Annotated in this window: 16 protein-coding genes and 1 tRNA gene; 6 read left to right on the top strand and 11 right to left on the bottom strand. The window is 36.0% G+C overall.

The window, feature by feature from the left end; translation table 11 throughout:
* Positions 1-918: an alpha/beta hydrolase gene (locus ACK4HO_RS06430; RefSeq protein WP_409664171.1), complete on the top strand. Its 918-nt coding sequence runs from the start codon at positions 1-3 to the stop codon at positions 916-918.
* A gap of 149 nt (positions 919-1067) precedes the next feature.
* On the opposite strand, the gene typA is transcribed toward ACK4HO_RS06430, so the two are convergent.
* Entirely contained in the window at positions 1068-2864 is a 1797-nt protein-coding gene (typA, locus tag ACK4HO_RS06425; protein ID WP_409664169.1) for a translational GTPase TypA, read from the bottom strand.
* 162 nt (positions 2865-3026) lie between these two features.
* Here typA and ACK4HO_RS06420 point away from each other — a divergent pair, with 162 nt between their 5' ends.
* A complete protein-coding gene (locus tag ACK4HO_RS06420) occupies positions 3027-4745 on the top strand; it encodes a PAS domain S-box protein (RefSeq protein WP_409664167.1) in 1719 nt (572 codons plus the stop codon).
* Between the two features lie 17 nt (positions 4746-4762).
* Entirely contained in the window at positions 4763-5173 is a 411-nt protein-coding gene (locus ACK4HO_RS06415; RefSeq protein WP_409664165.1) for a response regulator, read from the top strand.
* A gap of 61 nt (positions 5174-5234) precedes the next feature.
* On the opposite strand, the gene rpsT is transcribed toward ACK4HO_RS06415, so the two are convergent.
* From rpsT to proS, 3 genes are all read right to left on the bottom strand, one after another.
* Positions 5235-5486, bottom strand: coding sequence for a 30S ribosomal protein S20 (gene rpsT / locus ACK4HO_RS06410; protein ID WP_236464581.1), 252 nt, complete (start codon positions 5484-5486; stop codon positions 5235-5237).
* Between the two features lie 25 nt (positions 5487-5511).
* Positions 5512-5583, bottom strand: a tRNA-Glu gene (locus ACK4HO_RS06405).
* 78 nt (positions 5584-5661) lie between these two features.
* Positions 5662-7140, bottom strand: coding sequence for a proline--tRNA ligase (gene proS / locus ACK4HO_RS06400; RefSeq protein ID WP_409664162.1), 1479 nt, complete (start codon positions 7138-7140; stop codon positions 5662-5664).
* 100 nt (positions 7141-7240) lie between these two features.
* Between proS and ACK4HO_RS06395 the strand changes: the two genes are divergently transcribed.
* From ACK4HO_RS06395 to rimO, 3 genes are all read left to right on the top strand, one after another.
* Positions 7241-8188, top strand: a complete 948-nt coding sequence (locus tag ACK4HO_RS06395) for a hypothetical protein (RefSeq protein WP_409664160.1) — start codon at positions 7241-7243, stop codon at positions 8186-8188.
* Positions 8189-8263: 75 nt separating this feature from the next.
* Complete coding sequence (locus ACK4HO_RS06390; protein ID WP_409664158.1) at positions 8264-9769, top strand: OmpP1/FadL family transporter; 1506 nt, start codon at positions 8264-8266, stop codon at positions 9767-9769.
* Positions 9770-9892: 123 nt separating this feature from the next.
* Complete coding sequence (gene rimO / locus ACK4HO_RS06385) at positions 9893-11194, top strand: 30S ribosomal protein S12 methylthiotransferase RimO (protein WP_409664156.1); 1302 nt, start codon at positions 9893-9895, stop codon at positions 11192-11194.
* Here the strand turns inward: rimO and ACK4HO_RS06380 are convergent.
* The 7 genes from ACK4HO_RS06380 to ACK4HO_RS06350 all read right to left on the bottom strand — a co-directional run bounded on the left by ACK4HO_RS06380 (position 11191) and on the right by ACK4HO_RS06350 (position 19925).
* The gene (locus ACK4HO_RS06380) at positions 11191-12066 is read right to left on the bottom strand and encodes a hypothetical protein (protein ID WP_409664154.1); all 876 of its coding nucleotides are present in this window, start codon (positions 12064-12066) and stop codon (positions 11191-11193) included. The genes rimO and ACK4HO_RS06380 overlap by 4 nt on opposite strands.
* Complete coding sequence (locus tag ACK4HO_RS06375) at positions 12056-14164, bottom strand: ATP-binding protein (protein ID WP_409664152.1); 2109 nt, start codon at positions 14162-14164, stop codon at positions 12056-12058. The genes ACK4HO_RS06380 and ACK4HO_RS06375 overlap by 11 nt, the downstream gene beginning before the upstream one ends.
* Before the next feature lie 111 nt (positions 14165-14275).
* Positions 14276-16459 carry a B12-binding domain-containing radical SAM protein gene (locus ACK4HO_RS06370; RefSeq protein ID WP_409664150.1) on the bottom strand — a complete coding sequence of 728 codons (2184 nt, stop codon included), beginning with the start codon at positions 16457-16459 and terminating at the stop codon, positions 14276-14278.
* A 27-nt stretch (positions 16460-16486) separates the two neighbouring features.
* Entirely contained in the window at positions 16487-17200 is a 714-nt protein-coding gene (locus ACK4HO_RS06365) for a DUF4369 domain-containing protein (RefSeq protein ID WP_409664148.1), read from the bottom strand.
* Between the two features lie 151 nt (positions 17201-17351).
* Positions 17352-19214 (bottom strand): peptidase M61, encoded by a 1863-nt coding sequence (locus ACK4HO_RS06360; RefSeq protein WP_409664146.1) that lies wholly within the window; start codon positions 19212-19214, stop codon positions 17352-17354.
* 99 nt (positions 19215-19313) lie between these two features.
* Positions 19314-19595 (bottom strand): TIGR03643 family protein, encoded by a 282-nt coding sequence (locus ACK4HO_RS06355; RefSeq protein WP_409664144.1) that lies wholly within the window; start codon positions 19593-19595, stop codon positions 19314-19316.
* A 54-nt stretch (positions 19596-19649) separates the two neighbouring features.
* On the bottom strand, positions 19650-19925 hold the full coding sequence (locus ACK4HO_RS06350) for a TIGR03643 family protein (protein ID WP_284651892.1): 276 nt from the start codon (positions 19923-19925) through the stop codon (positions 19650-19652).
* Positions 19926-20010: the final 85 nt, after the last annotated feature.

Genomic DNA, 20010 nt, shown 5'->3' with positions numbered 1-20010 from the left:
ATGAAAACCCAACTGACTGCGGCAATTATTCTTTTTTGTTCGCTTATAAATGCTCAGGACATCAAAGTTTCCAAAGGCAGGGTTCAACGATTTGAGAATTTTAAATCCCAATTTGTCGATGCCCGAAATGTGGATGTTTGGTTGCCCAATGGCTATAATACCAATGAAAAATATGCTGTTTTGTACATGCACGACGGTCAAATGCTGTTTGATGCTTCAACCACTTGGAACAAACAAGCATGGGAAGTGGATGAAGTCGCCGGAAAATTAAATGCAGAAGGCAAAGTCAAGAAATTTATTGTTGTTGGGATTTGGAATATTGCTGCGAAACGCCATCCGGAATACTTTCCGCAAAAGCCTTATGAGAATTTGACCGAAGTTCAAAGAGATACGATTACTGCCCAATTGAAAAAAGCAGGAAGAACGACGCAAGTTTTCAAACCTTACTCTGATTTGTATTTGAAATTTTTGGTAACCGAGTTGAAACCTTTTATCGACAAGACTTTTTCAACCCTTGCTGACAAAGACAATACCTTTATTGCCGGTTCGAGTATGGGCGGATTGATTTCGATGTATGCTATTTGTGAATATCCCGAAGTTTTTGGAGCTGCGGCTTGTATTTCGACGCATTGGCCCGGGATTTTTGCGGTAGAAAACAATCCGATTCCTGATGCTTTTAATACTTATTTGAAGACTTATCTTCCGAATTTTAGAGCTAACCGAATTTATTTTGATTACGGTGACCAAACTTTAGATGCTTTGTATCCGCCGTTGCAACAAAAAGTCGATTTGATTATGCGTGAAAAAGGATTTACTTCTGTGAATTGGAAAACGGTATTCTTTCCCGGGAAAAATCATTCGGAGGAAGCTTGGGCTGAACGTTTGGCTATTCCGCTGGAGTTTTTGTTGAAGCACTAAACCCTAGCCCGGATTGGAATGGCATCCTTTTACACCTGTCAGGTTTTAAAAACCTGACAGGTGTAAAAGATAGAATGGAAAGCCGGAAATAGCTCCTAATAAAAAACCCTCTCATTACTGAAAGGGTTTCTTTTTATGATCAATAGAACTTATATTTTATTACGTTTTCGGTCGTTTTCGTTTAAGTAAATTTTTCTCAAACGAATAGATTTTGGCGTAACCTCAACATATTCATCTTTTTGTATGTACTCTAAAGCTTCTTCTAAAGAGAAAATGATTGGTGGAATAATTCTGGCTTTTTCATCATTTCCAGAAGAACGAACGTTAGATTGTTTTTTCTCTTTAGTTACGTTTACACTCATATCATCACCACGTGAGTTTTCTCCGATTACCTGACCTTCGTAAATTTCGGCATTTGGTTCAACAAAAAACTTACCGCGATCTTGTAATTTATCGATAGAATACGGAATCGCTTTTCCTTTTTCCATAGAAATTAATGAACCTTTGTTACGTCCGGCAATTTCTCCTTTGTAAGGTTCGTATCCTATAAAACGGTGTGCCATAATAGCCTCACCAGCAGTAGCAGTAAGCAATTGATTACGCAATCCAATAATTCCACGAGATGGAATATTAAATTTAACAATCATACGTTCCCCTTTAGTTTCCATACTCAGCATTTCACCTTTACGCATAGTAACGAACTCAACAGCTCTACCTGATAAATGCTCTGGTAAATCGATAGTCAATTCTTCAATTGGTTCACATTTTACACCATCAATTTCTTTAATGATAACTTGTGGCTGTCCAATTTGCAATTCGTAACCTTCTCTTCTCATGGTTTCGATAAGAACCGATAAGTGAAGTACTCCACGACCAAAGACCATGAATTTATCAGCAGAATCAGTTTCACCCAATTTCATCGCTAAGTTTTTCTCTAACTCTTTAGTCAGACGATCTCTAATGTGACGTGAGGTTACAAATTTACCTTCTTTACCAAAGAAAGGAGAGTCATTAATGGTAAACAACATACTCATGGTTGGCTCATCGATAGCAATAGAAGCTAACCCTTCTGGATTTTCAAAATCAGAAATAGTATCACCAATTTCAAAACCCTCAACACCAACAATAGCACAAATATCTCCGGCAATTACTTCTGTTACTTTTTTACGGCCAAGACCTTCAAAAGTATGTAATTCTTTAATTCTAGATTTTGTTACAGTACCATCTCTTTTTACCAAAGAAATTGGCATTCCTTCTTTTAAGATACCTCTTTCTAAACGACCGATAGCAATACGTCCTGTAAAAGCTGAGAAATCTAACGAAGTAATTAGCATTTGAGGTGTTCCTTCAGATACTTTTGGTGCTGGTACATGTTCAACAACCATATCCAATAAAGGCTCGATGTTTGAAGTTACATTTCTGAAATCATCAGACATCCAGTTATTTTTAGCCGAACCGTAAACGGTTGGGAAATCCAACTGCCATTCTTCTGCGCCTAATTCAAACATTAAGTCGAATACCTTTTCGTGTACTTCTTCCGGAGTACAGTTTTCTTTATCTACTTTATTGATAACCACACAAGGTTTTAATCCTAAGTCGATTGCTTTTTGTAATACGAAACGCGTTTGTGGCATTGGACCTTCAAAAGCATCAACCAATAGACAAACACCATCAGCCATATTCAATACTCTTTCTACTTCTCCACCAAAATCGGCGTGACCGGGAGTATCGATAATGTTGATTTTTGTTCCTTTATATTGAACCGAAACGTTTTTAGAAGTAATGGTAATTCCTCTTTCACGTTCTAGGTCATTGTTGTCAAGAATTAAATCACCTGTGTTTTCGTTTTCACGAAATAACTGGCAGTGATACATAATTTTGTCAACCAAAGTAGTTTTTCCGTGGTCAACGTGAGCGATAATTGCAATGTTTCTAATAGATTCCATGTGTGCTTTTTTGTGGGTGCAAAGGTACACTTTATTTTCAGATAAAAAACCAATAACAAATTAGTTTACACTTTATTAAAATTGGAATGAAAGTTTATAAAAAACTTAATAAGTTTTTGGGTAAATTTTAAAACTAATTTGAAAATCTATATATTTGGAGTAATGAAAAATAATTCTAATAAAATCACATTAACATACGTCATTATCTTAATGTTTGTGGCTATCCTTGGTCACCAAGTTTTTTTAGATTATATCAAAACTTCTGCTGAAAAATCTTCATTCTATTTTTATATAAGAGACTTCATATTCATTCTTATTTCGGGGATAATTTTAAAGTATATTCTTTATCGCAATGACGAGAATAACAAATCGGTTTTTGAAAAACTTCAGGTAACCAACAATGAGATTCTGGAATCTAATGAGCGCTATGACATTGTAGCCAAAGCGACTAGTGATACCATTTGGGATTGGAAAATTGAAGAGGATAGTTTTATTTGGAACAAAGGAATCCAAGGTGTTTTTGGATACAAAAAAGAAGACGTTGGTAAGAATTCAAATTGGTGGTTTGAAAGAATTCATCCGGAAGACAGTTTAAAGATGTCGGTGAAGCTCTACTCCTTTTTGGAACAAAAAACAGAAAAATGGCAAGACGAATACCGTTTTCAATGTGCAGACGGAAGTTATAAGTATGTTTTTGATAGAGGTTTCTTGGTAAAAGACAAAGAAGGGAAACCCATAAGAATGATTGGAGCTATTCAGGATGTCACCAAACAAAAAGAGGAAGAACAACGTCTTAGATTATTAGAAACGGTGATTACCCAAACCAAGGATGCCGTAATGATTACCGATATTGACACTGCTGTTGAAGTCATTCCGAATATCATTTTCGTCAATTCGGCTTTTACTGATATGACGGGTTACAAATCGGAGGAAGTGATTGGCAAATCTCCCGTGATGTTCTTTGGTCCAAAATCTGACATTTTAGAATTTGACAAACTAAAAACTGCTATCCAAGAATATAGAGAATGTTATGTAGAAACCATTAGCTATAAAAAAAGTGGCGAAGAATTTTGGATTAATTTCTCGATGATTCCTGTGACCAACAAAGATGGTGAACATTCCCACTGGATATCCATTCAAAGAGATGTTACAGAAGAAAAAAACAAAGAAAAAGAAAGAGAACAACTCATTAGAGAGCTTACCCAAAACAATAAGGATTTAAAGCAATTCTCCTATATCACTTCGCACAACTTAAGAGCGCCGCTGTCTAATTTAACCGGTTTGTTGAATTTGGTGGAAGACATGCCAATAGAAGATCCGGAACTAAAAGAAATAATTACAGGTTTCACTAAATCGACGCATTTGCTAAATGAAACCATCAATGATTTAGTCAAGGTTGTTATCATCAAAGACAATCCGTCTATTCAAAAGGAGAAAGTATTGATTAAAGAAATTTTCGAGAATGTTTTCAATCAGTTGAGTTTTTTAATTGGGTTACACAAACCAATCTTAAAAATCGATTTGGAAGAAGTTACAATTTTGAACATCAATAAGTCTTACTTAGAAAGTATTTTTTTAAATTTACTGACGAACGCTATCAAATACAGATCCGAAAACAAGCAATTGCGGGTAACCATCTCTTCTAAAGTGGTTGATGATGATTTAATCCTTACCTTTAAGGACAACGGAATAGGAATAGATTTGGTTAGAAATAAAGATAAAATATTCGGTTTGTACCAAAGATTCCACAACCATCCCGACAGTAAAGGATTAGGATTGTATTTAGTGAAATCGCAAGTAGAAGCTATGGGAGGAACAATAACCGTATCGAGTGTAGTGGATAAAGGAACCACTTTTACCATCACATTCAAAAACAATTAAACTCATTTTTTGATTAAATGCTGGATAAAATACTTTGTGTAGACGATGATGCCATAACTTTAATGCTTTGTAAAAAGGTAATTGAACGCGTATCTTTTGCTCATGAAATACTAACGGCCAAAAACGGAGAAGAAGCTATTTTCTATTTTGATGAATTAGCACCGCAGCTCCAAAAGGATCAAACCGTCTCCTATCCTAAATTGACCTTTTTAGATTTGAATATGCCTATAATGAACGGTTGGGAGTTTTTAGACAACTACCTTCAAAACGGTTATCATGAACTTTTTAGTGAAGCCAAATTCATTGTGCTTTCGTCTACAATAGATCCTTATGATGTTGAAAAAACCAAAAGCTATCCAATGGTAATTGACTTTCTCTCCAAACCAATAACAAAAGAAATGCTTGAAAATTTAAAAAGTAAATCTTAGCAATGATATAAAACAAAAAAGCACTCAAAATTGAGTGCTTTTTTATGTTTTGTAAGTTAGATTATAACTTAGTAACGTGCTTAGTTAATTTTGATTTTAAATTAGCTGCTTTGTTATCATGAATGATATTTTTCTTAGCCAATTTGTCAATCATAGAAATAACAGCAGATAACTTAGCAGAAGCATCAGATTTATCTGTAGCCAATCTTAATGCTTTGATTGCATTACGAGTCGTTTTGTGTTGGTATCTGTTCAACACTCTTTTCTTTTCGTTACTTCTGATTCTCTTTAAAGCTGACTTGTGATTTGCCATTTTTTCTTTTCTTTTATTTAAATTGTAGCCCGTAGGGGAATCGAACCCCTCTTACATGGATGAAAACCATGCGTCCTAACCGATAGACGAACGGGCCATCTTTCTGATTGCGGTTGCAAAGATACAACTGTTTTTTATTCTCGCAAGAGGGAAGATAATTTTTTTTTATTTTTTTTTAGTACGCTTTTGCAAATAACACTCTACCAGCGGATTTGTTCCCGGAAAAAACACAAATCCCTTCCTCATTCTCCCTATTTAAAGGAATACAACGAATGGTTGCTTTGGTCAAATCCTTAATTCTCTCTTCTGTTTGAGGTGTTCCGTCCCAATGTGCCGCAATAAAACCGGTCTTATTTTCTAAAACGTTTTTAAATTCTTCAAACGAATTGACTTCAGTTACATGGGTATTTCTAAATTCCAATGCACGATTGAATAAATCTTTTTGAATTTGTTCCAACAAATCAGAGACGTAATTTACCGCACCTTCTTTTGCGATGACTTCTTTGGTCAACGTATCGCGTCTGGCTACTTCAAAAGTACCATTTTCTAGATCTTTTGGCCCGATGGCAATTCTAGCTGGTACGCCTTTTAATTCCCATTCGGCAAACTTAAAGCCCGGTTTTTGAGTAGTTCTGTTGTCAAACTTAACAGAAACACCGAGTTTTCTGAATTGGCTAACCAAATCGTTTGCTGCTATTGAAACAGCCTCAAATTCTTCGTCCGTTTTAAAAATAGGTACAATTACGACTTGTATTGGGGCTAAGTTTGGAGGCAAAACCAATCCGTTATCATCAGAATGTGTCATCACTAACGCACCCATTAATCGGGTTGAAACGCCCCAAGACGTTCCCCAAACGTGTTCTTGTTTTCCTTCTTGGTTGGCAAATTTAACATCAAATGCCTTTGCAAAGTTTTGGCCTAAGAAATGAGATGTTCCGGCTTGCAATGCTTTTCCGTCTTGCATTAAGGCTTCAATACAATAGGTTTCTTCTGCTCCTGCAAAACGTTCCGTTTCGGTCTTTAATCCTTTGATTACCGGCATAGCCATAAAATTCTCGGCAAAATCAGCATAGACATGCATCATTTTTTCAGATTCTCCGATAGCTTCCGCTTTAGTGGCATGTGCCGTATGCCCTTCTTGCCATAAAAACTCAGCGGTTCTTAAAAACAACCGGGTTCTCATTTCCCAACGAACCACATTGGCCCACTGATTAATGAGCAAAGGTAAATCTCTATACGATTGTACCCAATTTTTATACGTTGACCAAATAATAGCTTCACTGGTAGGACGAACAATTAATTCTTCTTCCAATTTAGCGTTTGGATCAACTATCAATTTCCCCGGATTGTCCGGATCATTTTTTAGACGATAATGGGTAACGATGGCACATTCTTTGGCAAAACCTTCGGCATTTTTTTCTTCGGCCTCAAACATACTTTTGGGAACAAAAAGAGGGAAATAGGCATTACTGTGACCTGTCTCTTTAAACATACGGTCTAATTCCGCTTGCATTTTTTCCCAAATTGCATAGCCGTAAGGTTTGATTACCATACAGCCTCTAACCCCTGAATTCTCGGCTAAATCAGCCTTGACTACAAGCTCGTTATACCATTTGGAATAGTCTTCATCTCTCTTTGTTAAGTTCTTACTCATAATGAATAGTTTGGCATAAAAATTGTTTAACTTTTTTTAACTAAATAGTTCGACAAAACTAACTATTTTTGTATAGTCCAACAATAAAAATGCTATAGATATGAAAACTTATTATTTATTCAGTAGAAGATTGTCCCTATTTTCCGTCTTAGGAATTTTGGCAATTACAGTAACCTCATGTGGTTCTTATCAAAACAGTTCTTATTATGACTCTGACGGAGTTTATGGTGGTACAGAAAATAAGAAGAAAGAAGTAGCCTCTGATGACAATTCTCAAAGTAATAAATACCAAGAATATTTTAGCGATTTAAATAAAGAGGCTGAAACGTTTACAAATGTTGAAACCTACAGTACCGTATCGGACGACTCCACTGCTACAAACAGCAAAACCTATGATGATGATAATAATGCCGGTTGGGGAAGCAACGCTCAATCAGTAACCATCAATGTTTATGACAACAACTGGGGTTATGGCTATTGGAATAATTACTGGTATGGCAATTATTGGGGCTGGAGTAGTTGGGGGCCATCATGGGGTTGGGGCTGGAACAGTTGGTACGGACCGGGTTGGAACGTTGGTTGGGGTGGTTGGAACAGCCCGTGGTATAGCCCTTGGTATGGTGGTTATTATGGCTACAACAATTGGTACGGCGGCTATTACAACAACTATTACCACTATAACGGTGGAAGAAGAGGTTCTACCTACGGTTACTATGCCGGAAACAGAGCAAACAGCTCAAGATATGGTATCAGAAATTCATCAAATAACGGTGGAAGAGGCAATAACATCGTGAGACCAAGAAATTCAAACTTCAGTCCGACAAGAAACAATTACAGTTCACCAAGAAATAATTCTTCCAGTCCAAGAAACAACAATACCAGTTCTCCTAGACAAAATACAAACACCTCACAACCTAGAAATAACGTAAGATCAGAATCAGTACCTACTCGTTCTTATAGTCCAAGTTCTAATTCTAACTATGGCGGAGGACGTTCTTCATCAGGTGGCGGTGGCGGAAGATCATCATCAGGTGGCGGAAGAAGATAATACTAACACCTAACTTATACCTATGCTTTGTTAATCTATTGCATAGGTTTTTTTTGAATAAAATTTAAAACTACTATGAAAAAGTATCTACTATTATTATGCATGGGAATGTCCTTTTCCAATATGCATGCACAAGAAACCACACCGGAAGATGTTATTCGTTTAGCTACAGATAACCTTACTGGAACAGCCAGATTCAGAGGAATGAGCGGCGCATTTGGAGCTGTTGGCGGTGATTTATCTGCCATAAGTGTTAACCCGGCAGGTTCTATTTTTTTTAATAACAACTATGCTACAATAACCGGTTCTGTTTATAATGCCAAAAACAGGTCCCGTTATTTTGGAACTTCAACCAATGATACCGATAGTACGCTTGACATCAATCAAATTGGCGCTGTATTTATTTTTAAAGATGGTGCCGACAGCAAAAATGATTGGAAAAAAATTGCAGTGGGTTTAAATTATGAAAACGCTAATAATTTCAACAATAGTGTGTTTTCTGCCGGAGTCAATCCTTATAATTCAATCGGAAATTATTTCTTGAATATCGCTCAAGGCATTCCAACCAATGTGCTGACAGATTACAGTTATTACGACTTAAATTTTTATGAGCAACAAGCATATTTAGGGTATGACACTTATATTTTCGAACCAACTGTTGATGCTGCGAACAATACTTCTTACTATACCAACATCCCAAACGGAGGAAACTATTACCAAGAAAACCAAATTTTAACTACCGGTTACAATGGTAAACTTACCGGAAACTTCTCAGCTTCTTATAAAGACATTCTCTTTTTAGGAGGTAACTTAAACTTTCATTTTGTAAACATTGAAAGACTGTCATCGGTTTATGAAAGCAATGAAAATCCGGTTTATGATACCGGTTCAACTATTTCGGAAATTCTTTTTGAAAACCGCCTTTGGACAACCGGTTCGGGATTTTCTTTTAACTTGGGTGCCATCGTAAAACCGATTGAAAGTCTTCGAATTGGATTGGCTTATGAATCCCCAACATGGTTAAGATTAACCGACGAATTACAACAAGGCGTTAGCACACAAAGTCTCAACAATCAGGATGGAAATGAATTTCCTTTCTCTTACCACGACCCTATTACCTATTTACCTTACACCATTCAAACACCGGGAAAATGGACCGGAAGTATGGCCTATATTTTTGGGAAAAGAGGTTTATTGAGCGTTGACGTCTCTACCAAAGATTACAGCAACACCAGAATAAAACCCAAAAATGATTACGCAGGTATAAATCAATTTATGAGCAATGCTTTAGACAATGCTATGGAAATTCGTGTAGGTGGAGAATTCAAAATCAAACAAGTGAGTTTAAGAGCCGGTTATTGCTTTGAGGAAAGTCCGTATAAAGTGGATGAAGCGTTTGGAGACTTAACCGGTTATACTGGCGGTATCGGTTATAATTTTGGTGAAAGCCGTTTGGATTTGGCTTATTCTTACGACCACAGAAACAGCAACCAAGCTTTAATATCTTCAGGCATGACTGATCCTGCGAGAATCAGCCGATACAATAATAATGTGACCCTTAGTTATTCTATCAATTTCTAATTTTTAGAATACACCATATAAACCATCTCAAGCGAGGTGGTTTTTTTATTTCCAAAAATCAACAAACTAATTATAAATAAAAGCGTAATTTTGCACGCTTTCCCAATAATCGGAATTAAATCTATGAGAACTAAGTCTTTAAAGAAAAACAAAATCAATGTCATTACCCTTGGATGTTCAAAAAACACTTACGACAGTGAGGTTTTAATGGGGCAATTAAAAGCCAGCGGTAAAGATGTAGTGCATGAACAAGAAGGAAACATCGTGGTGATTAACACCTGCGGTTTTATTGATAATGCCAAAGCAGAATCGGTAAATACCATTTTGGAATATGCCGATAAAAAAGAAAAAGGTTTAGTAGATAAAGTTTTTGTTACCGGTTGTCTTTCTGAAAGATACCGTCCCGATTTAGAGAAAGAAATTCCGAATGTCGACCAATATTTCGGAACCACAGAATTACCGTTATTATTAAAAGCATTAGGTGCCGATTACAAACATGAGTTACTTGGAGAACGTTTGACTACAACTCCAAAAAACTATGCTTATCTAAAAATTGCCGAAGGTTGTGACAGACCATGTAGTTTCTGTGCAATTCCAATTATGCGTGGCAAACACGTTTCACAATCTATTGAAAAATTGGTTAAAGAGGCCGAAGGTTTAGCCAAAAACGGTGTAAAAGAATTGATTCTTATTGCACAGGATTTGACTTACTACGGTTTGGATTTATACAAAAAAAGAAACTTAGCGGAGTTGTTAGAAAACTTGGTAAAAGTAGAGGGCATCGAATGGATTCGTTTGCATTATGCGTTCCCAACAGGTTTTCCGATGGATGTTTTGGAATTGATGAAAAACGAACCTAAGATTTGTAATTACATCGATATTCCGTTGCAACACATTTCAGATAATATTCTGAAATCAATGAGAAGAGGAACAACCAAAGAAAAAACAACCAAGCTACTAAAAGATTTCCGCGAAGCCGTTCCGGGCATGACCATCAGAACGACTTTAATCGTAGGTTATCCGGGCGAAACTCAAGAAGATTTTGAAACCATGAGAGATTGGGTTCAGGAAATGAAGTTTGAAAGACTGGGCTGTTTCACCTATTCCCACGAAGAAAACACACACGCTTACTTATTAGAAGACGATGTTCCGGAAGAAATAAAACAAGCACGTGCTGCAGAAATAATGGACTTACAATCGCAAATTTCTTGGGATTTAAACCAAGAAAAAATCGGGCAAACGTTCAAATGCATTATCGATAGAAAAGAAGGCCAACATTTTATTGGAAGGACAGAATTTGACAGTCCGGATGTAGATAATGAAGTGTTGATTGATGCCGCTAAATTCTATGTAAAAACCGGTGAATTCGTTAATGTAAAGATTATTGACGCCACTGAATTCGACCTTTACGGCGAACCGGTTTAATAGCTAAAACTTACTGTAGTTATCCAAAAGTTTTTTCCAAATGCTTCCGTATTTTTGGTAGCGCCATTGTGTGTGTAATTCAAAGCAATCGGCATAGTAATTCCTTTGCCCAAATCAATTTCTTTGGATACTGTTATTCCTAAATTCACAAAAGAAGGCTTATCATAATCGGCATAAGAATAATACTCGGCTTTATTATTTAGCACTACACCAATAACAGGAGCAATCTCAATATTTTGCATTGCTGTCCATTTGGCCTTTTCAAAAAACGAAAACGTATACCCTAACTCCAAATAAGTAGTGAAATTCTGTTTAGGATTCTCTCCGTTTCTGTCATAACTGAAATCATTTCCGGCAACTAATGTACTTATGGTAGCGTTAAAAGGATATTTGTAACCTTCAGAAAAATCAAAATACCAAATAGCATCAACCGTTTTAGAACCATCTCTACCATAATTTAAAAAACTATTATCAATACCTGCTACGCTTTCAACAGACGGCCAATAGTAATCCCAAAGCTGGAACTGCAAAAAATCATTAATTTGATAAGTCAGATAAAAATCTATTTCCTGATAACCTTTATAATAAGTCACGCCATCTGGATAAAAATAGTCGTTTTGGAAATTGGTAGTCGCCCAAAAACCCAAAGTGAATTTTGGTGTAAGCTTGTATTCTATAGTTGGCTGAACGGCCATATAATCTCCACCCCAACATTGACCACGCCAAAGATAACGGTTCACTATGTCCAAATTTAAATAAAGTCTTTTCTCTTCCTCCGCTGCAATGCTATCAACAGCTGTTACTGTTTCTTGCGAATTAGAATAAATTGAAACCAATCCAAAAAACAACACTGCAATAATTCTATTCCTCATCCTTGCTTTTTTCTTCTAAATACGTGGTTAATAAATCAAATAATCGCTCTCTGTTTAAGGGTTTAGTGATATAATCCGTGAATCCTGCTTCTTCGATTTTGGCTTTATCTTCGGAAGAAGAATAGGCTGTTTGCGCTATTATTGGTAAAGTTGGTCGCATAGGCTGAATTCTTTCAATCGCCTCAAAACCGGTCATGATTGGCATTTTTATATCCATCAACACCAAGTCAATGTTGGGATTGTTTAAGCAAATCTCAACGGCTTCCTGACCATTAATGGCTCTGATGATTTGGTAATTTTTATTTTGCATCATTTTTTGGAACAACAAGAAATTGATATTGTCATCTTCCGCAATCAAAATCAACTTGTCCTCCGATTTTGAAACTTCAAGATTGTTTATCGGTCGAACAGAAATATTCTCCATCTTAGCATACTTAAGCGGAATAGAAAAATAAAACGTTGAGCCTTCTCCTACTTTAGACTCTAAGGAAATACTTCCGCCAAGCAACTCCACATAAGCCTTGGATATCGCCAAACCTAATCCCAAACCTCCTACTTTTATAGAAACGTCACTATCAACACGCTTGAATCGGTCAAAAATATTTTTGTGTTCTTCTGCGTCTATTCCGAGACCTGTATCTCTTACCGTAAAATGAATTAGTTGATTCTTTTCATCAATCTCATAGCCAAAAGTCACCATGCCTACATCAGTAAATTTAATGGCATTAGTCAACAGATTAATGATGACCTGTTTCAGTTTGATGTCATCCGTTACTATATTAAATTCTGCCGGTAATGAGCTTTTAATCAATATAAACTCGATATCCTTGTTTTGAATAGTTACCTTGATGGTTTCGTACAACTCATTGACACAAGATTCCAAATTGACCAAAGTATAATTGGGTGCAATTTGATTCGAATCAATTTTAGACATTTCTATTAAATCGTCAATGATGGAAACCAAATTTTTTCCGCTTTTTTCAATGACATTCAAGTATTCCAACTTCTCTGTTTCATTGATATCCGTGTTGAGAATCAAATCTGTAAAACCGTTGATGGCATTCATTGGCGTCCTGATTTCATGAGATAAATTGGCCAAAAAGGAAGATTTCAAGCGATCGCTTTCTTCTGCTTTGATTTTGGCCGTAATCAATTCGAGTTTTTGGTTGTTGTTTTCCTCAAACAAATTGCCAATATAACTGAATTCACCATTGGATTCTTTCAACAATTTAATGGCCTTTTTATTGCCGGTTTCCAATACTCTTCTGACCAAATCCAGCGGATAATACACCAAGGTTCTGGTGTAAATTAAATTCACCAACAAACTCACGAAAAAGGCTATAATGATGATATAAAGCAAGTTAGTCGTATTCTCAAAATAAACTTCAAAGTTTCTTTGGAACAACAATTCGCCGATAACTTTATCTTGTGAATCTTTTAATTGAAAAACAGAGGCAATTTTATTTTTTTCATCAGAAGGTTTAAAATTAGCCTCAACCAATTGAATTTCCGAATTGGTTATGTGCTCTAAATTTTTGATGAATGCTTGATCAATAAGACGAACCACAAAAAAATAACCCGAAGTATTTGTTTTGTTTTTTAATGGGTCGTCAGAAGGATGAATTGCGGCTCCGGTAATTTCTACTATGCCTTCAGGAATTTTTAAGTAAAACTTTTTTATTCCTTCTTTGTTGAGCAAATCCATCGACTGCTTCGGAATAAAATCCAGTGTTTTGATACTGGGCGTTGGAGTCCTGATGATAAATTTTTTATCGGCACCATAAGCTCCTAAATAATCCGCATCATAAATTTCTAATTCATTGCCTATGGTCTCATCAAACCAAACTTTGTCTTTAGTAGCAATAAAATCAACAAATTCATCCCAATTAGTATCATTATTAATCGCCACAAAAATAGGCTTAGACTCTAAACTGAGGAGCTTGTAAATCTCATTGTTAAACTGTTCTACAGAATCTCTATAAACTTGTTTTTCCGCTTTTTTAGTATAATAAAAAAGGGCAAAATAAAGGATAATAAAAAAAATACTGGAAGAAATTATTAACCAAAGGATTTTGGGGAAGGTTTTTTTAACTTTCATGCAATTCGGCTAAACAATTAGAATTAGAAAATTAAATTTAGGCTAAAAAACAACCCTTCAACAAAAGAAAAAATAAAACTAATAAACAAGTTATTAAGATTTTTAAACAAGTTACAAGACGAGCAAAAACCCAAAATCTCTCAATTTTTTCAAGGGCTTTGAGTGCCAAAACAATTCAAAATCATCAAATTGCGTTTCAAAATCAGTTTTAAGTTGCACAAAAGTAAGTGTCTTTTGATTGTGAATGGCCAAATTATCTATGATGCGCAACAACCATTCGCCTTTATCTTTTTCTAAATTGATTTCAAGGGTTTCTTTTTTATCAAAGAAAACTAACTTCATCATTTCCCAACGATTGCCTTTCTTGGTCTTGGTGAAAATTTCAGTTTGTGGTTTTCCGCTTAACCAAATTACTTTGGCGGAAGGTTTTATCCCAAAGTCAGTCTCTTTTTCCAAACAACTAACTATAAAATCAGGTGAAATAGTTGTTTTCGGAATTTTGAAATCAAACCAATCATGTAATGTATAATCGAACCCAATGCCATGCATATAATTGAATAGCGATTTCTTTAAGCCAAAACTAAATTGGTCATGATCAATTCCGGTTTTGTCTTTAAATTGGATATCATTGTTGGCAAAAGTAATTTCATTTTGTTCAGGAATCACACCGAATTCCTCTGGAAACAAGCCAACCGGACTATGCGCCGTCATCGCAAATTGGTGCCAAAAACCCGATTGCAAAACGCCCACTTCAAACAGTTGTCGAACCATTTCCAAACTATCAACAGTTTCTTGAACGGTTTGTGTCGGATAACCATACATCAAATAAGCGTGTACCATGATGCCACTTTCGGTAAAGTTCCTTGTAACTTGCGCTACTTGTTCTACCGTTACGCCTTTTTTTATCAACTCTAATAATCTATCCGAAGCGACTTCCAATCCGCCTGAAACCGCAATACAACCGGATGCTTTAAGCAGCAAACACAAGTCGAGACTAAAACTTTTCTCAAACCGAATGTTCGTCCACCAAGTCACGGTAAGTTTACGGCGAAGAATTTCCAAAGCCACTTCCCGCATCAATGCCGGTGGCGCAGCTTCGTCTACAAAATGGAATCCGTTTTCACCCGTTTGGGCAATCATTGTTTCCATTCGGTCGACCAAAATTTGCGCTGCAATCGGTTCGTATAATTTGATATAATCCAAAGAGATATCGCAGAAGGTACATTTGCCCCAATAACAACCATGCGCCATCGTAAGCTTGTTCCATCGGCCATCGCTCCACAAACTGTGCATCGGATTGGCTATTTCAATGACTGAAATATATTTGTCTAAAAACAAATCGGAATAGTCAGGTGTGCCAACCTCACTTTGTTTATAATCAGATTGTGTGGTATTGTTTTTATAAACGACTTGGTTGTTTTCAAGAAGGAATGTTCGTTTAAACTCGTTGGAATTTGGATTTTTAATATTGTAATTTAAAAGTTCCACCGGCAATTCTCCATCATCTAACGTAATAAAATCAAAGAACTCGAATACTCTTTGGTCTTTTAAATCACGGAGTTCTGTATTGGGAAAACCTCCGCCCATCGATACTTTTATGCTTGGAAAGTTCTTTTTGATAAACTGTGCACAGCGAAAAGCACTATACAAATTTCCCGGAAACGGGACGGAAATACAGACTAATTTCGGCTGAACTTCAGCGAGTCTGTTTCCCAAAATTTTGAGTGTGATTTTGTCGATGTAAGTCAAGTCATCTTGCAAATGTGCATACAATTCGTCAAAGGAATTAGCGCTTCTCCCCAATCTTTCCGCATAGCGACTGAAACCAAAATTTTCATCAACACATTCTACTATAAAATCGGATAAATCTTCTAGGTATAAAGTCGCTAAATGTTTGGCCTTATCTTGCATTCCCATCGAACCAAAAGCCCATTCCATATCGTCTAACTGTTCAAATCGTGACGCTTCGGGCAGAAAGTTACCGCTGCAAATTTGGCGTGCCAAAGTATGATTTTTCCCTTGGAGAAAAGCAATAACGGCGTCGACAGTCTGGATATAATCTTCTCTTAAACTGAAAATCCGCTGAAGATTGGGTGTTAGATGTTGGGTGTTAGATGAATCAAAAATTGCCGTCAATCCTTCTTTGGAGAACATCGCCAAAATCACTTCGATGCCCAAATCCATTTGATAGGCAGAAATGTTTTTTGTATTCAAAAACCCTTTTAAGTAAGCCGTTGCCGGATAAGGTGTGTTGAGTTGGGTAAACGGTGGCGTTATGAGAAGGATGTCTTTCATTTGCTTTTAGTGACAAACAAAAGTACTTTATTTTTCAATCTTTTTTCTTTCCGCTATAAACTGGTTAAGTTTTTTACCGTAAAGTGATTTTGCCACTTGTGGTGTTAATGATTTTTGAATGGTGTCCAAATACTTTAAATTGATATCATAAATCTCTGCCAATGCAACATAAGGCGCGACTTCATATTTGGCATTGTTTACGGCAAAATTAGTGGTAAACAAGTATTTTCTTTTTAAAATACCTTTTTGCTGTTCTTCCATTGCACTTACTTCCGATAATTTTCCGGCTTTGAAGGCTTTGAATTTTTTTTCCACCAAATCCAAATCCTGATTGATATATCGCGACATTACTTTTCTATAGTCATCATATAACTCTTGGTTTTTAGAACCGGTAATTTTAACATCCGAAGTAAAAAAATCCAAACTGGTTTCTAAATTCATCGTGCCTTTTTCGGCAAAAAACATAATATTATTGTCGACCGAATTGGTTACGCCACGATCTAAAAACAAGTATAACATTTCAGGCGATTGCAAATCAAACTCGCTGACAAAATGAGAATCTCCATCAATTTTAATCGTATCTATCGGCACTAAAAGCGTGTCTTTTATCCTTTGTATATAAAGCGTTCCATTCTTTAATCCTTTGATATTTCCGTTGAGCACAAAGTTTTTGGTGGATTTTTGTTCCGAACAGGAAACTAAAACAAACAAGGATACTAAGGCTAAAAATGTTTTTTGCATGTTTGATATTAAGAGGAGAATGCCCGGTGGACATTCGGTTTATATTTAGTTATACACAGATATTTCAAATCTGTTATAAATTTTGGCAATAATACTAAAAAAACCTCAATTTGTTGACCAAATTGAGGTTTTATACTATTGCAAAATTATTTTATTTCCCGGTCAACCAAGCTTTGTTCAGCTTCTCTTTGGAAGCATCAGTAAGTCCGTAACCTTCAACCTCTTCTGTTGATAATTTTACTTTTCCGTTGATTACTTGTTCTTTTCCGTCTCTTCGGATTTTAACACTGATAGCATCGTCTACTTTCCAATTTTGACTTTCCATAATCATATCGTAAATATTATCTAAATTGTAATCTTTGTTGTTGATAGCCAAGATAAAATCGCCGCCTTTGATTCCGAGACTGTTCATAAAATCGTTTAAAGTACTATCCGGAATCACCATGATTTCTTTACTTTTCCCATCAACAGTGATATAAGGTGTTGATTGGTCTTTCAAAAACGGATTAATCGGAACACTAACTTTGGTTTTCCCCACACCAACTTTAGCAAAGAAATCGTCATACTTTATTGGTATTGGTCCGGCTACATAAGTATTTAAGAACTCACCTACTTCAGGATAAGTCAACGAAGTGATTTTTGCGAAAAGCTCGTCATCGTTGAAAGGCTTATTCGGACCATATTCACTTGATAATTTTTGCATTAAATCTAAAATACCTCTTTCACCATTGCTTTTTTCACGAATGATAATATCGATACACATCCCAATTAAAGCGCCTTTTTCGTATACATTTAAATATTGATCTTTGTAGGGTTGCTCTAAAACTTTAGCACTCATTTCGGTAAACGGCATGGTGTCGTTTAGAGTTGAAGCATTATTGATTTTCCCTATCATTCTTTGGTAAAACTCATCCGCATCGATTAATCCTTGGTTGACTTGGAACAAATTGGCGAAATACTCAGTTACGCCTTCATACATCCATAAGTGTTTTGACATTTTTGGATTGTTATAGTCAAAATATTGTATCTCTTTAGAGTGAATACTCAATGGTGTTACGATGTGAAAAAACTCATGGGAAACCACGTCTTTAATTTGTTCTCCTAAAGCAGCAGCCGGCATCATATCAGGGAAAACTACGGTTGTTGACGTGTGGTGTTCCAAAGCGCCAAAACCTTTAGCATCCTTTTTTTGCATGTCGGATAAATACAAAAGAACCGTGTATTTTTTATTGTTATTGATAGGACCCAAAAAAGCTTTTTGCGCACGCATGGTAGTTTCCAAGTAAGTCGAAAGCGATTTGGCAGTATGCATCCCATTGGCTGAATAAACACTAAACAAAATTTCCATCCCGTCAACATTAAAAGTAATGTAATCGGGTTTGCAATACATGATTGGGTTGTCAACCAACTCAAAATATCTTTCGGTTTTAAAAGTATCTACGGTATCACTTTTGTTACTGTCAATCAATGATGTTGAACCAAAAAGTGACGCCGGATGCGTGATGGTTAGATTATAAGGAATCTCTAACTTGTCGTCAAAATACCCAACAAATCCGTGGTTGTTCAGCATAAAATTTTTGCCTTCATCTATATTCGTTCCGGCCGGCGAAAAAATCTCATCTTTACCAAAACCTCTTCCGGTTTCGGTATCATATGTATCAGTTACCCAATAAGTAACTTTTGACAAGGCTTTGGCATTGCTTATTTTCCAGGAATTGTCATCGGTTTTGGTTACGGTTAATTCTTTACCGCTTTTGTCCAAAGCTTTTAAATCAACGATTAGCTTCCCGTAATTATCAGAAGAATAAGTTCCGGGAACCGTTTTAGGGATGTGAAAAACAACTTCCTCCGATTTAAAACTCGGCGGCGTGACTGTAACCATCACTTTATCCTCTTTCACTTGGTTCAAATCTATGGCGACTTTCACTTCTTGAGCCGCTGGTTTTTTTTGGGCTACCGCACTATAATTGAATACAGTTAACGCCACTATGGCACTCAGAATTAATTTTTTCATTGTCGAAAATTTATATTTTTTTGGAATAAGTCATCAAATGTAACCAATAGTTACACCCGAATTTAACATTTTACCATTGATTAACTAAAATCGTGCCGATTAACGCTTGGATATTTTATTGTGGGTAATTTGTCTTTGTAAGGTACACTTAAATCGGTCGATACCATTTTCGCGGAGTTTTGCGTGCTTTGTGGCTCTACCTTGTACCCTTTCACGCCACATTTTGAAACTCGAAGGCTTCATTTCGCGACGCATAATTTCTATAGTTTCTTGTTCTGAAATACCAAACTGAAAAGTAATCGCTTCAAATGGCGTTCTGTCTTCCCAAGCCATTTCAATGATTCTGTCGATTTGTTGTTCGGTAAACGAGTTTGGTTTCATACAAACAAAAATCGGGATTAAATAAAAAAACTCTTGTTGAACAAGAGTTAAAGTTTAGTCAAATTTATTTTTGATATAGTATTTGCCTTCTAAATCATCATCAAAATCGTCAATAATTGGTTTTGGCTTTGGTTTACTGCCGGTGGCTTTCTTTTTCCAAAGCTCAAAATTATCTTTCGATAATCGTTTGCGCATCAATTCGGTTACTTCATTTTCGGTAAGGCCAAATTCTTCTTTTATTACCTCAAAAGGTTTTCTTTCCTCTTGAGCCATGCTGACAACTCTTTCAATTTGCTCGTTGTCAAAGTCTGCAAGCTTACTTTTTTTCATTTCTGTAAAAGCATTATTTTAAAATAGATTTCAACTGAATAATTTCCAATTCAATATTAATAAAAAAAATAATTAGTTTTTAATC

The sequence above is a fragment of the Flavobacterium sp. genome (assembly GCF_046296355.1).
GTDB lineage: Bacteria > Bacteroidota > Bacteroidia > Flavobacteriales > Flavobacteriaceae > Flavobacterium.
This window is presented reverse-complemented; position numbering and strand designations above follow the sequence as displayed.